Origin of the sequence: Streptomyces sp. SAI-170, assembly GCF_049739565.1 — a bacterium.
Classification (GTDB): Bacteria; Actinomycetota; Actinomycetes; order Streptomycetales; family Streptomycetaceae; genus Streptomyces.
Genome location: NZ_JBMGQD010000001.1, coordinates 2,357,434 through 2,371,080, shown reverse-complemented (window position 1 = coordinate 2,371,080; position 13,647 = coordinate 2,357,434). Strand labels below are relative to the sequence as shown.

Genomic DNA, 13,647 nt, shown 5'->3' with positions numbered 1-13,647 from the left:
TCCCTGCTGGGCAGGGGTAGGGCACGGCCCGGGTCAGCCACGTGCGGCCAGGGCGCTACGGCTTGACCGACCGGTAGTAGCGCCGAGCACCCTCGTGGAGCTGCACCGGATCGGTGTAGATCGCCGTGCGCAGGTCCACGAGCTGGGCGGAGTGGACGTCCGCGCCGATCCTGTCGCGGCTGCGGATGACGGTCCGGGTCAGCCACTCGGTGAGCCGCGGGTCGACGTCCGCGCGCGTGACGAGCAGGTTGGAGACCGCCATCGTGGGCACGGGCGTGCCGTGCTGGACCGCCGGATAGGCGGACTCCGGCATGACGGTGGGCCGGTAGTAGCGGGTGGCGCCGCCCCGGCTCTGCAACCTGGCCACAAAGGCGGCGTCCAGCGGGACGAACCGCAGCTCGAAGTCGTCGGCGAGCTCGGTCAGGCCGTCCGTGGGCAGGCCGCCGGACCAGAAGAACGCATCGATCTCGCCCCTCTTGAGCCGCTCGGGGCCGGTGTCGATGCCGTCGGGCAGCGGGGTGATGTCCTTGCGCGGGTCGATGCCGGCCGTCTCGAGCACCTGGGTGGCGATCAGCCGCACCCCGGAGTCGGGCAGCCCTATGGCGACCCGCTTGCCCTTCAGGTCCTCCACGGACTCCACGTCAGACGCGCGCGGGACGACGATGTGCACATAGTCGTCGTACAGGCGAGCGACGCCGCGCAGCTGGCCGGCGCCCGGGCCCCCGTCCTCGCGGTACGTCTCCACCGCGTCGGCCGCGGCGATGGTGAAGTCGGCCGTGCCGGTCGCCACCCGCGCCACGTTCTTCTGCGAGCCGTTGCTGAGCTGGAGCCGCACGTCCAGCTCCGGCATGTCCCGCTTGAACGCCTTGCGCAGGAGGCTGCCGTACTTCTGGTAGACCCCGTGCGGCGTCCCCGTGCTGAACGTGATCGTCCCGCTCGGCGGCTCCTCGCCCAGCGGCAGCAGCCACCACAGCAGCAACCCCAGCACCACGAACAAGGCGCCCGCGCCTTGCAGCGCACGCCGCCTGCCGAGGCGGGAGAAGAGCTTGGACATGGGCGTGATCCTGCCAGCACGCACGCGCTGCTGACCAGGGGCACCGGGGGAGAGGGGGCCTGTCAGTGGTGGTCGTTAGAGTCGGGGCATGAGTTCTTCCGCTGCCGATCTCGTCCGTGAGTTCCACCTGGCCTTCGGCCTGGACGCCCGCACCACGCCCACCGAGGTCGCGCCGGACCTCGCGGCGCACCGCGGTGAGCTGCTCGCGGAGGAGGCGGCGGAGGTCGCCGAGGTGTCGGTGTCCGGCCCGCTGGACAAGCTCGCGCACGAGCTGGCGGACGTCGTGTACGTCGCCTACGGCACGGCGCTCGTGCACGGCATCGACCTCGACGCGGTGATCGCCGAGATCCACCGCTCCAACATGACCAAGCTCGGCCCCGACGGCCAGGTCGCCCGCCGGGCCGACGGCAAGGTCCTCAAGGGCGAGCACTACGAGGCCCCGGACGTCTCGGCCGTCCTGCGCCGCCAAGGCTGGATACCCGCCGAGCGGGCCTGAGCCGCCCGCGCCCGAACGCCGGGGCGAGGCTCCTCCGGGACCGCCTACCCTTGAACGCATGACCAGCAGCAGCGACCGGAGCCCGGCAGTGGACGTTCACGGACCCAAGACCTACGAAGTGCGCACCTACGGGTGCCAGATGAACGTCCATGACTCCGAGCGGTTGTCCGGACTGCTCGAAGACGCCGGGTATGTGCGCGCCCCGGAGGGCTCGGACGGCGACGCCGACGTCGTGGTCTTCAACACCTGCGCCGTCCGCGAGAACGCCGACAACAAGCTGTACGGCAACCTCGGCCACCTCGCCCCGAAGAAGGCCGCCCGCCCCGGCATGCAGATCGCGGTCGGCGGCTGCCTGGCGCAGAAGGACCGCGACACCATCGTGAAGAGGGCGCCCTGGGTGGACGTCGTCTTCGGCACGCACAACATCGGCAAGCTGCCGGTGCTGCTGGAGCGCGCCCGCGTCCAGGAGGAGGCGCAGGTCGAGATCGCCGAGTCCCTGGAGGCGTTCCCGTCCACGCTGCCGACCCGCCGCGAGAGCGCGTACGCCGCCTGGGTCTCCATCTCCGTCGGCTGCAACAACACCTGCACCTTCTGCATCGTCCCGGCGCTGCGCGGCAAGGAGGAGGACCGTCGTCCCGGCGACATCCTCGCGGAGATCGAGACGCTGGTCGGCGAGGGTGTCTCCGAGATCACCCTGCTCGGCCAGAACGTCAACGCCTACGGCTCCGACCTCGGCGACCGCGAGGCCTTCAGCAAGCTGCTGCGCGCCTGCGGCGAGATCGAGGGCCTGGAGCGGGTCCGCTTCACCTCGCCGCACCCGCGCGACTTCACCGACGACGTGATCGCCGCCATGGCCGAGACGCCGAACGTGATGCCGCAGCTGCACATGCCGCTGCAGTCAGGCTCGGACACCGTCCTGAAGGCGATGCGCCGCTCCTACCGCCAGGAGCGGTTCCTCGGGATCATCGAGAAGGTCCGCGCCGCCATCCCGCACGCCGCGATCTCCACCGACATCATCGTGGGCTTCCCCGGTGAGACCGAGGAGGACTTCGAGCAGACCATGCACGTGGTCCGCGAGGCCCGGTTCGCCAACGCGTTCACCTTCCAGTACTCCAAGCGCCCCGGCACCCCCGCCGCGACCATGGAGAACCAGATCCCCAAGGAGGTCGTCCAGGCGCGCTACGAGCGGCTCGTCGCCCTCCAGGAGGAGATCTCCTGGGAGGAGAACAAGAAGCAGGTCGGCCGCACCCTGGAGGTGATGGTCGCCGAGGGCGAGGGCCGCAAGGACGGCGCCACCCACCGCCTGTCCGGCCGGGCCCCCGACAACCGCCTGGTCCACTTCACCAAGCCGGATCAGGAGGTCCGCCCCGGTGACGTGGTCACCGTCGAGGTGACGTACGCCGCCCCGCACCACCTCCTCGCCGAGGGCCAGGTCCTGGAAGTGCGCCGTACGCGCGCGGGCGACGCCTGGGCCAAGCGCAACACCCAGGAGCAGGAGAAGAAGGCCGGCGTCATGCTCGGCCTGCCCAGGATCGGGGCCCCGGCGCCGCTGCCGGTGGCCACGGGAAGCGGCTGCGGCTGCGACTGACCGCCTGGCACCATACGGGTGGGAGGGATCGCGTGCTGCCGTTCAGGGTCACGTACACCGAAGAGGCCGCCCAGGTCCGCGACAGCCTGTCCGCCAAGCGGCGTGAGGTGCTGGAGCGCGGCCTGGCCATATTGGTGAACGACCCGCGGCACAAGCTCTCCCGCTCCGTACGCGGCGACGAGGCCACCCGCGAGATCGCGCTGTCCCGCAACCTCTTCGTCGAGTACGTGATCAGCGACGGCAAGCTGGTGGTGCTCGTCCTCACCGTCATCGACCTCACCGACGTGCTGATCGAGGAGTGACGCCCTGGGCGCCCTGGGGCGTTACGCTGCCGATCATGCTTGTCGCCGCCGCCGTCTGCCCCTGTCCTCCGCTGCTGGTCCCCGAGGTCGCCGCGGGTGCCGCCCCCGAATTGGACGCCGCGCGCACCGCATGCGCGGACGCCCTGGGGCTGCTCGCCGCGGCCCGGCCCGACCTGCTCGTCGTCGTCGCACCGGCCGACGAGACCGGGCCGGTGCGGTACGCGCAGGGCACACCGGGCTCCTTCAGCGGGTTCGGCGTCGATCGCGAGGTGACCCTGGGGCCCGCGGCCGAGGGCGGGGCGGCCGCCGGCACGCTTCCGCCGTCGCTGGCCGTCGCCGGGTGGCTGCTGGAGCGGGCCGGATGGGCGGATGCCCCGATCGAGGGACTCACGGTGGGGGAACCTCTGACGGCCGAGCGGTGTATTCAAGTCGGAAGCGACATCGCCGCCCGGGCCGAGCGGGTGGCACTGCTGGTGATGGGCGACGCCAGCGCGTGCCGTACGGTCAAGGCGCCCGGCTACCTCGACGAGCGGGCCGAGCCGTTCGACGCGCAGGTCGCACGGGCACTGGGGTCGGCGGACCTCGCGGCCCTCAAGGAGCTGGACGCCGGCCTGGCCCATGAGCTGAAGGTGTCCGGCCGGGCCCCCTGGCAGGTCCTGGCCGGCGCCGCCGAGGGCGCCGACCTGTCGGGCACCCTGCTGTACGAGGACGCGCCGTACGGCGTGGGGTACCTGGTCGCGACCTGGTCGTAGGGGCGGTGTCGCACGCGGAGCTGCCCGCATAGCGATACAGCAAGTGGCAGTACGGCAAGTAGAGGTACAGCAGAACGGCGGACGGCCGGGAGGCGCTGCTCCGCGGCCGTCCGCCGGTCGGTGCGTCGGTCAGGTCGCCGGCGGCGGAGAGTCCGGCGGGGTGGCGGGGCGGTCGGCGGCCCCGGTGTCGTCCTTGTGCGCGAGTCGGTCCATGGCCTCCTTGGCCCTGCCCGTGCCCGACTGGATCCTGTCGCTGTACTTGCCCTTGGTCTTCTCGTCGACGACCTTCGCCGCCTTGTCCAGACCGTGCTGGATCTTGTCCCCGTGCTGCTGCGCGAGGCCCGAGACCTTTTCCTTCGCCGGGGAGAGCTTGCCCTTCAAGTTGTCCAGAAGACCCATGGTCCACCTTCCGTCGCGGCGCGGGTTATGTGCGGGCGCCCTCGCCGGCCTCGTTGTCGGCCGCCTCGTCGGCGGACTGCTGCTTGGGGATCCCGACGCCGTCGTCGGCGCTGTCCGTGCCGGTTGCTGGCGCCGACGCCTTCGTCGCCGCCCCGGCGTCGGCCGTGGCCTCGGCCGGCTCCGTCGCAGTCGGCGTCACCGTCGTCGTCTCCGACGTCTTCGTAGCCCCGGAAGCTTCCTCCGCCTCGTCCGCGTCGGCCCCGGTCGCCGGTGCGGCGGCCTGGGCCTCGACGGTCGACGCCTCCTCCGTGGTCTTGGACCTGCGGAGAAGTCGCGCAAAAACGCCCATATCAACTCCATACGTTACTCGTGCGGGGGAAATCCCGCGTTACCCGGAGCGTCCGTTTGCGTCGCCCGGGTCACCGCCTTTCGGGAAACGGGCGGCGAGAACCTCGCATCGGGCAACGACGCCGCAAGGCCACCGTCACGTAACTCGTTCGGGGTCACCACGCGAGGTTTGCGAGACTGGTGCGGTGAGCAGCGCAGCCCCCGCCCCCCGAGTCATCGCCGTCGTCGGACCCACCGCGGCCGGAAAATCAGATCTGGGCGTCTTTCTCGCCCAGCAGCTCGGCGGCGAGGTCGTCAACGCCGACTCCATGCAGCTGTACCGAGGGATGGACATCGGTACCGCCAAGCTGACGCCCGAGGAGCGCGGCGGCGTCCCGCACCACCTCCTCGACATCTGGGACGTCACCGTCACGGCGTCCGTCGCCGAGTACCAGCGGCTGGCGCGCGAACGCATCGACACGCTCCTCGCCGAGGGCCGCTGGCCGATCCTGGTCGGCGGCTCCGGGCTCTACGTCCGTGGCGCCGTCGACCACCTGGAGTTCCCCGGCACCGACCCCGAGGTCAGGGCCCGGCTGGAGGAGGAACTCGCCCTGCGCGGCTCCGGGGCGCTGCACGCCCGCCTCGCCGCCGCCGATCCGGAGGCCGCGCGGGCGATCCTGCCCAGCAACGGACGCCGTATCGTCCGCGCGCTCGAGGTGATCGAGATCACCGGCCGCCCGTTCACCGCCAACCTCCCCGGCCATGACTCCGTCTACGACACCGTCCAGATCGGCGTCGATGTGGCGCGCCCCGAGCTGGACGAGCGCATCGCACGCCGGGTGGACCGGATGTGGGAGGCGGGGCTCGTGGAGGAGGTGCGCGCGCTGGAGGCGCAGGGGTTGCGCGAGGGGCGTACGGCCTCGCGTGCACTCGGCTACCAGCAGGTTCTCGCGTCTCTCGCGGGCGAGTGCACGCTGGAGGAGGCGCGCGCCGAGACGGTCCGTGCCACCAAGCGCTTCGCGCGCCGTCAGGATTCATGGTTCAGGCGGGACCCGCGGGTGCATTGGCTCAGTGGGGCTGCGGCGGATCTCACAGAACTTCCGCACCGGGCACTGGCGTTGGTCGAACGACCGGTTACAGCCTGATCACGTCATGGCATCGGGACGCTCCGGCCGTCATCGGGGCCTCCGGCGCCGTGCCATCATCGAGCTTCGATCGACCAAGTGGAGTCCGAGTTGGGAGGGCGCGTGGCGATGGAGGCCGGCCCTCGCGACACCGCACAAGACACCGAATCCGTCACCGCCGACAGCGCCGGGACGGAGCCCGAGGAGCAGCGTCTCAACTCCGACGGGCCCGACGAGACGCCCGACGGTGTGACCGACGACGGCCCCGAGCCCGAGGAGATGTTCGCGAGCGGGCCCGAGGTCGAGGTCGAGCTGCGCCCCCAGCGGCGCCTGCGGATCTGGCAGCTCGCGCCCATCGTCGGTCTGGCCGCCCTCGGCTCCCTGATGTTCGCCTTCCCGCTGGCCTTCGACTTCGGCGACAGCGGCGCCGTGATCGCCATGCTGGGACTGCTGATCTCCTCCTGTGCCGCGGGCTGGGGCATGATGGCCGCCCGCCGCGTCGGCTACATCTGGCCGGGCCTGCCGCAGCGCGGCTCCGGCCGGCGGGCCGACTGGCGGGTCGTGCTCGCCTACGTCGTCGTGGTCCTCTCCGTGGTGGTGCTGGCGGTGTGGCGGGTCGCGCGGCTGCGCTGACACCGGTCACCAGATGACGCGGGCCCCAGCCGACGCCGGTCACCAGGTGATACGCCCCGCCCCGGTGTCGTACCCACCCCGTACGATCGAGGAATGAGCACGCGGATCGCCTTCCTCAAGGGGCACGGGACCGAGAACGACTTCGTGATCGTCCCGGACCCCGAGAACGCCATCGACCTCACCCCGGCCGCCGTGGCCGCCCTGTGCGACCGCCGCGCGGGCATCGGCGGTGACGGACTGCTGCACGTGGTGCGCTCCGCCGCGCACCCCGAGTCGCGGGCGATGGCCGACGAGGCCGAGTGGTTCATGGACTACCGCAACGGCGACGGCTCGGTCGCCGAGATGTGCGGCAATGGCGTGCGGGTGTTCGCCCGCTACCTCCAGCGCGCCGGACACGTCGCCGAAGGGGACCTCGCGGTCGCCACGCGCGGGGGCGTGAAGACCGTGCACATCGCCAAGGACGGAGACATCACCGTCGGCATGGGCAGGGCGCGCCTCCCCGAAGGGGACGTCACGGTGAGCGTCGGCGAGCGCAGCTGGCCCGCGCGGAACGTGAACATGGGCAACCCGCACGCGGTCGCCTTCGTCGACGACCTCGCCCACGCGGGGCACCTGTACGCACCGCCGCCCTTCGAGCCGGCCTCCGCCTACCCGGACGGGGTGAACGTCGAGTTCGTCGTCGACCGCGGGCCTCGGCATGTGGCGATGCGCGTGCACGAGCGCGGCTCCGGTGAGACCCGCTCCTGCGGCACGGGCGCGTGCGCGGTCGCCGTCGCCACGGCCCGCCGCGACGGCACCGACCCGGCCGTCACCGGCACGCCCGTGACCTACACCGTGGACCTCCCCGGCGGCCGCCTGGTCATCACCGAGCACCCCGACGGCTCCGTCGAGATGACCGGCCCCGCGGTGATCGTCGCCGAGGGCGAGATCGACGCCGAGTGGCTGGCGGCCGCCGTCGCACGCTGAGCGCGTGTGGCCGGTTTCGAAGTCGGCTCACCTCTCCCGAGCCTCAAACCGTAAACCTCGTTCGCTTCGCTCGAATGGGTGATCCGTTTCACGCTCGGCGAGAGGCGGTCAGCCGGGCGTGATGGGCTCGGTAGCATCAAGCACCGGCCCGGACGGGGACGGTCACCCTTTCGCTGAGCCGTGTCCGCCGCGAGGCACCCCGTCCGCCGGTCCACGCAGCCGGAGGTGCCCATGAGTGCGGAGGCCACGAATCCTGCGACCCCAGGCCCGGTGACCGGAGCCCTGACGGGGCTGCCGACGACCCCGTCGGCGCCCCGGAAGAGGGCCCGCCCCCGGATCGACCTGCGTCGCCTGGGCCGCGCCGCGCTGCTCGGCCCCACCGGCCGCGACCGGCTGCCCGACGCGATCAGCCATGTCGTCGACGCGCACCGCGCCCACCACCCCGACGCCGACATCGAGCCGCTGCGCCGCGCCTACGTCCTCGCCGAGTCCTCGCACCGCGGCCAGATGCGCAAGAGCGGCGAGCCGTACATCACCCACCCCCTCGCGGTCACCCTGATCCTCGCCGAACTCGGCGCGGAGACCACGACGTTGACCGCCTCCCTGCTGCACGACACCGTCGAGGACACCGATGTGACGCTCGATCAGGTCGGCACGGAGTTCGGCGAGGAGGTGCGCTATCTCGTCGACGGCGTCACCAAGTTGGAGAAGGTCGACTACGGTGCCGCCGCCGAGCCGGAGACCTTCCGCAAGATGCTCGTCGCCACCGGCAACGACGTCCGCGTCATGTCGATCAAACTCGCCGACCGGCTGCACAACATGCGCACCCTCGGCGTGATGCGCCCCGAGAAACAGGCGCGCATCGCCAAGGTCACCCGCGACGTGCTGATCCCGCTCGCCGAACGCCTCGGCGTACAGGCGCTCAAGACCGAGCTGGAGGACCTGGTCTTCGCGATCCTGCATCCCGAGGAGTACGAGCACACGCGCGAGCTGATCGTCGAGAACACCGCCCGCGCGGACGACCCTCTGGCCGAGATCGCCGAAGAGATGCGCACCGTGCTGCGCGAGGCCGACATCACCGCCGAAGTCCTCATCCGGCCCCGCCACTTCGTCTCGGTCCACCGCGTCGCCCGCAAACGGGGTCAGCTGCGCGGCGCCGACTTCGGACGGCTCCTGGTGCTGGTGAACGAGGACGCCGACTGCTACGGCGTCCTGGGTGAACTGCACACCTGTATGACGCCCATGGTCTCGGAGTTCAAGGACTTCATCGCCGTACCGAAGTTCAACCTCTACCAGTCCCTGCACACGGCTGTGGCCCGCTCCGACGGTCAGGTCGCCGAAGTCCTCATCCGCACGCACCAGATGCACAAGGTCGCCGAGGCCGGAGTCGTCGCGCTGGGCAATCCGTACGCGCCCGCCTCCGACGACCCCGCCGAGGGCGAGCGCGCCGACCCGACCCGCCCCGGCTGGCTCTCCCGCCTGCTGGACTGGCAGGAGGCCGCCCCCGACCCCGACACCTTCTGGTCCACGCTGCGCGAGGACCTCGCCCAGGACCGTGAGATCACCGTCTTCCGCCCCGACGGCGGCACCCTCGGCCTGCCCGAGGGAGCGACCTGTGTGGACGCGGCCTACGCGCAGTACGGCGAGGACGCGCACGCATGCATCGGCGCACGCGTCAACGGGCGCCTGGCCACACTGAGCACCGTCCTGCGCGACGGGGACACCGTGCAGCTCCTCATGGGCCAGGACCCCGCCTCCGAGCCGTCCAGGGAGTGGCTGGACCACGCCCACACACCCGCCGCCCGGATCGCCATCCAGCGCTGGATCGCCACCCACCCGACGGCCGCCGAGCCGGAGACGCCCCTCACCGGGAGGCACGGGGCTGCCGCCGACCCCGCCGTACGGGTGCCGGCGCCGGAGCGGTCGTACCGGCCGGGGTCGGACAGGGCTCAAGGCGGGCGACCTGTCACCGCCGCGGGGGAAGGCCCAGCCGTTCCTGACGCCGACGCGCCGGGTGCCCCCGATGTCCTCGTGGCCCGGCCCCGCGTACGGCCCTCCGGTGCCGCGGCCGTGGTCGTCGAGAGACCCGGCGCGGCCGTGCGGCTCGCCCGGTGCTGTACGCCCGTACCGCCCGACGAGGTCACCGGGTTCGCCGTACGCGGGGGAGTGGTGACCGTGCACCGGGTGGAGTGCCCGGCGGTGGCGCGTATGACGGACGCGGGGCGCGCGGAGGTCGCCGTGCGCTGGGGGGACAGCACCGGATGCCGGGTGACGCTGTTCGCCGAATCGTTCGTCCGCCCCCATCTGCTGGCCGATCTCACCGAGGCCATGGCGCTCGAAGGCGCCGAGATCGTCTCCGCGACGGTCGAACCGCCGAGCCAGCAGCGGGTCCGCCACACGTACACCCTCACGCTGCCCGACGCCGCCGGGCTGCCCGCGCTGATGCGGGCGATGCGCAATGTGCCGGGGGTGTACGACGTGAGCCGCGAGCAGGCCGAGGGGGCGTGAGTGACGTGAGGGACCCGAGGGGCTGACACGCCTGCGCGGCCTGCTCAGGGTTCCCGTGGAGACCCCGTTCGGGTGGACCCGGCGCGCGTCGTCGCGGCGCGGCACGGGCGCGCTGGTAGCGGTGGTCCATGCTGCTCACTTCCCGCGCCACGTCCCTTGTGCCCTCGCGGGCCGGGGCCTCCCGCGCCCGGCGGTTGAAAGCCGCCCTGCTGGCCTCCGCCGTCTCCGTCTGCCTCGTCGCCGCGAGCGCCCCGCCGACTCCGCTCGGTGTCGGCGACCGTCTCTTCCCGCACCTGGGCAATCCCGGGTACGACGTGGCGGCGTACGACCTGTCCTTCAGCTACACCGGCTCCAACCGCAAGCCGCTCCAGGCCGTCACCACCATCGACGCCTGGACCACGGAGTCCCTCGACCGCCTGAACCTGGACTTCGCGCACGGCGAGGTCGAATCGGTCGAGGTCGACGGCGAGCCCGCCGACTTCGCGACCGCCGGCGAGGACCTGGTGGTCACGCCCGCGGAACCGCTGGACGAGGGCGACTGGACGCGGATCACCGTGCGGCACACCAGCGACCCCGTCTACGACGAGAAGCGCGAGGGCGGCTGGGTGCGCACCTCCGACGGCCTCGCCATGGCGAACCAGGCCGACGTCGCCCACCTGGTGTTCCCGTGCAACGACCATCCCTCCGACAAGGCCATGTTCACCATCCGCGTCTCCGCGCCTGACGGCTACACGGCCGTCGCCAACGGCCTGCAGACCGGCGTGGACCGCGCGCGCGGGACGACGACCTGGACGTACCGCACCCGTCACCCCATGGCGACCGAGCTGGCACAGGTCTCCATCGGCCGCTCCACCGTGCTGCACGGCACGGGCCCGCACGATCTGCCTCTGCGTGACGTGGTCCCCACCGAGCACCGCGAGGCGCTCGAACCGTGGCTGGAGAAGACCCCCGGGCACATCGCGTGGATGGAGGAGAAGGTCGGGCGCTATCCCTTCGAGACGTACGGCCTGCTCATGGCCGACGCGTCGACCGGCTTCGAGCTGGAGACCCAGACTCTCTCCCTCTTCGAGCGGGACCTGTTCACCGAGCCCGCCTACCCCAAGTGGTACGTCGAGTCGATCATGGTGCACGAGCTGGCGCACCAGTGGTTCGGCGACAGCGTCACCCCGCGCACCTGGTCCGACCTGTGGCTGAACGAGGGACACGCCACCTGGTACGAGGCCCTCTACGCGGAGGAGACGGCCGACCGGCCTCTGGAGGCCCGGATGAAGGCCGCGTACGGCGCCTCCGACCGCTGGCGCGCCTCCGGCGGACCCCCGGCCGCCCCCAAGGAGCCCCTGCCGGGCAGCAAGATCAGCATCTTCCGGCCGAACGTCTACGACGGCGCAGCCCTCGTGCTGTTCGCGCTGCGCCAGGAGATCGGCCGCAGCGCCTTCGAGCGCCTGGAACGGACCTGGGTGACCGTCCACAAGGACCGCACGGCCGGCACGGCCGACTTCGTCGACCTCGCCTCCGAGATCTCCGGACGCGATCTCGGCAGCTTCTTCCAGGACTGGCTGTACGCCGAGAAGACTCCGCCGATGCCAGGACACCCGGACTGGAAGTCCGCGGCGCCCACCGGGACCCGGAAACAGCCGGGAATCCGGAAGGGCGGCGGAACGGTCGGGAATCCGGAAGCGCGGGGACAGTCGGGAATCGGGAATCCGTAAGCGCGGGGACAGTCAGGAAGCCGGATGCGCGGGGGAACAGTCGAGAATCCGGAAGCGGGGGGGGGGACAGTCGAGCATCTTGAAGCCGTGGTGGCTGAGAATCGGAGGCGGAGACAGCCGTGCAATAACGCCGTGACGAGACGTGGCGTCCCGTGCGACCATCTTCGGACGGACACGGCGCCGGGTCCCGGAATCTCCGGGGAGTCCGCGGGAATCTCCCGGGGTACTCGTACGTTGTGACCAGTGAAGAACCCCCATCGACGTAAGGATCCAATGACCTCCTCTTCTTCCCCTTCCCAGGACAACAAGCGCCTCGCGCACAGCTACCCCGAGGGTCTTCGGGCCGATGCCCTGATGGAAGAGGACGTCGCCTGGAGCCACGAGATCGACGGAGAGCGGGACGGCGACCAGTTCGACCGCTCCGAGCGCGCGGCCCTGCGCCGTGTGGTGGGCCTCTCCACCGAGCTCGAGGACGTCACCGAGGTCGAGTACCGACAGCTTCGCCTGGAGCAGGTCGTCCTCGTCGGCGTCTGGACCTCGGGAACCCTTCAGGACGCGGAGAACTCCCTCGCGGAGCTCGCCGCGCTGGCCGAGACGGCCGGTGCCCACGTCCTCGACGGTGTCTACCAGCGCCGCGACAAGCCCGACCCGGCCACCTTCATCGGTTCCGGCAAGGCCCTGGAGCTGCGCGACATCGTCATCGAGTCCGGCGCGGACACCGTCATCTGCGACGGTGAGCTCAGCCCCGGCCAGCTCATCGCCCTCGAAGACGTCGTCAAGGTCAAGGTCATCGACCGTACGGCCCTGATCCTCGACATCTTCGCCCAGCACGCCAAGTCCCGAGAGGGCAAGGCGCAGGTCGCGCTCGCGCAGATGCAGTACATGCTGCCGAGGCTGCGAGGCTGGGGTCAGTCGCTGTCCCGTCAGATGGGCGGCGGCAAGGGCGGCGGCCTCGCCACCCGTGGTCCCGGTGAGACCAAGATCGAGACGGACCGGCGTCGGATCCGCGAGAAGATGGCGAAGATGCGCCGGGAGATCGCGGACATGAAGACCGGCCGCGAGATCAAGCGGCAGGAGCGCAAGCGCCACAAGGTGCCGTCCGTGGCCATCGCGGGCTACACCAACGCCGGCAAGTCCTCGCTGCTCAACCGCCTCACGGGCGCGGGCGTCCTGGTCGAGAACGCCCTGTTCGCGACCCTGGACCCGACCGTCCGCCGGGCGGAGACCCCGAGCGGCCGGCTCTACACGCTGGCCGACACCGTCGGTTTCGTCCGGCATCTGCCCCACCACCTGGTCGAGGCGTTCCGCTCCACGATGGAGGAGGTCGGCGAGTCCGACCTGATCCTGCACGTGGTGGACGGCTCGCACCCGGTCCCGGAGGAGCAGCTGGCGGCCGTGCGTGAGGTGATCAGGGACGTCGGCGCCACCGACGTACCCGAGATCGTCGTGATCAACAAGGCCGACGCGGCCGACCCGCTGACGCTCCAGCGGCTCATGCGGAACGAGAAGCGCTCCATCGCCGTCTCGGCCCGCACCGGCCAGGGCATCGCCGAGCTGCTCGCGCTGATCGACGCCGAGCTGCCGCGGCCCGCGGTGGAGATCGAGGCGCTCGTGCCGTACACCCACGGCAAGCTGGTCGCGCGTGCGCACGACGAGGGCGAGGTGATCTCCGAGGAGCACACCGCGGAGGGCACGCTGCTCAAGGTGCGCGTGCACGAGGAACTGGCGGCGGAACTCACGCCGTACGTTCCGGCCGCGCTCGCCTGAGCCGGGCCAGGCAATGGCCTGA

The 13,647-nt window shown here is 71.4% G+C and carries 13 protein-coding genes; 10 read left to right on the top strand and 3 right to left on the bottom strand.

All coding sequences use genetic code 11. From position 1 onward, the window contains the following. Positions 1-55: 55 nt before the first annotated feature. Positions 56-1,054 (bottom strand): TAXI family TRAP transporter solute-binding subunit, encoded by a 999-nt coding sequence (locus tag RKD23_RS10420; protein ID WP_424853439.1) that lies wholly within the window; start codon positions 1,052-1,054, stop codon positions 56-58. 88 nt (positions 1,055-1,142) lie between these two features. Here RKD23_RS10420 and RKD23_RS10415 point away from each other — a divergent pair, with 88 nt between their 5' ends. From RKD23_RS10415 to RKD23_RS10400, 4 genes are read left to right on the top strand one after another with little or no spacing between them, the layout of a single operon-like run. Then, the gene (locus RKD23_RS10415) at positions 1,143-1,550 is read left to right on the top strand and encodes a MazG nucleotide pyrophosphohydrolase domain-containing protein (RefSeq protein WP_424853438.1); all 408 of its coding nucleotides are present in this window, start codon (positions 1,143-1,145) and stop codon (positions 1,548-1,550) included. 58 nt (positions 1,551-1,608) lie between these two features. Beyond that, positions 1,609-3,138 carry a tRNA (N6-isopentenyl adenosine(37)-C2)-methylthiotransferase MiaB gene (gene miaB, locus RKD23_RS10410; RefSeq protein WP_424853437.1) on the top strand — a complete coding sequence of 510 codons (1,530 nt, stop codon included), beginning with the start codon at positions 1,609-1,611 and terminating at the stop codon, positions 3,136-3,138. Positions 3,139-3,170: 32 nt separating this feature from the next. Next, positions 3,171-3,440 (top strand): hypothetical protein, encoded by a 270-nt coding sequence (locus RKD23_RS10405; protein ID WP_424853436.1) that lies wholly within the window; start codon positions 3,171-3,173, stop codon positions 3,438-3,440. 35 nt (positions 3,441-3,475) lie between these two features. Then, complete coding sequence (locus RKD23_RS10400) at positions 3,476-4,192, top strand: class III extradiol dioxygenase subunit B-like domain-containing protein (RefSeq protein ID WP_424853435.1); 717 nt, start codon at positions 3,476-3,478, stop codon at positions 4,190-4,192. A 129-nt stretch (positions 4,193-4,321) separates the two neighbouring features. Here the strand turns inward: RKD23_RS10400 and RKD23_RS10395 are convergent, their stop codons facing one another. Together RKD23_RS10395 and RKD23_RS10390 are read right to left on the bottom strand one after the other, a co-directional pair. Then, positions 4,322-4,591: an antitoxin gene (locus RKD23_RS10395; RefSeq protein ID WP_424853434.1), complete on the bottom strand. Its 270-nt coding sequence runs from the start codon at positions 4,589-4,591 to the stop codon at positions 4,322-4,324. A 25-nt stretch (positions 4,592-4,616) separates the two neighbouring features. Beyond that, positions 4,617-4,940 (bottom strand): hypothetical protein, encoded by a 324-nt coding sequence (locus tag RKD23_RS10390; RefSeq protein WP_424853433.1) that lies wholly within the window; start codon positions 4,938-4,940, stop codon positions 4,617-4,619. A 184-nt stretch (positions 4,941-5,124) separates the two neighbouring features. On the opposite strand from RKD23_RS10390, the gene miaA reads away from it, so the two are divergent. The 6 genes from miaA (at position 5,125) to hflX (ending at position 13,625) form a co-directional block, all read left to right on the top strand. After that, complete coding sequence (gene miaA / locus RKD23_RS10385; RefSeq protein WP_424853432.1) at positions 5,125-6,063, top strand: tRNA (adenosine(37)-N6)-dimethylallyltransferase MiaA; 939 nt, start codon at positions 5,125-5,127, stop codon at positions 6,061-6,063. A gap of 108 nt (positions 6,064-6,171) precedes the next feature. Further along, positions 6,172-6,675, top strand: a complete 504-nt coding sequence (locus RKD23_RS10380) for a hypothetical protein (RefSeq protein ID WP_424858209.1) — start codon at positions 6,172-6,174, stop codon at positions 6,673-6,675. 93 nt (positions 6,676-6,768) lie between these two features. Continuing rightward, positions 6,769-7,641, top strand: coding sequence for a diaminopimelate epimerase (gene dapF / locus RKD23_RS10375; protein WP_424853431.1), 873 nt, complete (start codon positions 6,769-6,771; stop codon positions 7,639-7,641). A 231-nt stretch (positions 7,642-7,872) separates the two neighbouring features. Further along, positions 7,873-10,149: a RelA/SpoT family protein gene (locus tag RKD23_RS10370; protein ID WP_424853430.1), complete on the top strand. Its 2,277-nt coding sequence runs from the start codon at positions 7,873-7,875 to the stop codon at positions 10,147-10,149. 128 nt (positions 10,150-10,277) lie between these two features. Then, positions 10,278-11,858 (top strand): M1 family metallopeptidase, encoded by a 1,581-nt coding sequence (locus RKD23_RS10365; RefSeq protein ID WP_424853429.1) that lies wholly within the window; start codon positions 10,278-10,280, stop codon positions 11,856-11,858. 273 nt (positions 11,859-12,131) lie between these two features. Further along, positions 12,132-13,625: a GTPase HflX gene (gene hflX, locus RKD23_RS10360; RefSeq protein ID WP_404033537.1), complete on the top strand. Its 1,494-nt coding sequence runs from the start codon at positions 12,132-12,134 to the stop codon at positions 13,623-13,625. The last annotated feature ends 22 nt before the right edge of the window (positions 13,626-13,647 follow it).

What these genes read in the sequence shown, in the direction of transcription:
- RKD23_RS10400 (WP_424853435.1), top strand. Translation starts at nt 3,476, where the DNA reads ATGCTTGTCGCCGCCGCCGTCTGCCCCTGTCCTCCGCTGCTGGTCCCC.
- RKD23_RS10390 (WP_424853433.1), bottom strand. Translation starts at nt 4,940, where the DNA reads ATGGGCGTTTTTGCGCGACTTCTCCGCAGGTCCAAGACCACGGAGGAG.
- RKD23_RS10395 (WP_424853434.1), bottom strand. Translation starts at nt 4,591, where the DNA reads ATGGGTCTTCTGGACAACTTGAAGGGCAAGCTCTCCCCGGCGAAGGAA.
- RKD23_RS10370 (WP_424853430.1), top strand. Translation starts at nt 7,873, where the DNA reads ATGAGTGCGGAGGCCACGAATCCTGCGACCCCAGGCCCGGTGACCGGA.
- RKD23_RS10365 (WP_424853429.1), top strand. Translation starts at nt 10,278, where the DNA reads ATGCTGCTCACTTCCCGCGCCACGTCCCTTGTGCCCTCGCGGGCCGGG.
- RKD23_RS10420 (WP_424853439.1), bottom strand. Translation starts at nt 1,054, where the DNA reads ATGTCCAAGCTCTTCTCCCGCCTCGGCAGGCGGCGTGCGCTGCAAGGC.
- hflX (WP_404033537.1), top strand. Translation starts at nt 12,132, where the DNA reads ATGACCTCCTCTTCTTCCCCTTCCCAGGACAACAAGCGCCTCGCGCAC.
- dapF (WP_424853431.1), top strand. Translation starts at nt 6,769, where the DNA reads ATGAGCACGCGGATCGCCTTCCTCAAGGGGCACGGGACCGAGAACGAC.
- RKD23_RS10380 (WP_424858209.1), top strand. Translation starts at nt 6,172, where the DNA reads ATGGAGGCCGGCCCTCGCGACACCGCACAAGACACCGAATCCGTCACC.
- miaB (WP_424853437.1), top strand. Translation starts at nt 1,609, where the DNA reads ATGACCAGCAGCAGCGACCGGAGCCCGGCAGTGGACGTTCACGGACCC.
- RKD23_RS10415 (WP_424853438.1), top strand. Translation starts at nt 1,143, where the DNA reads ATGAGTTCTTCCGCTGCCGATCTCGTCCGTGAGTTCCACCTGGCCTTC.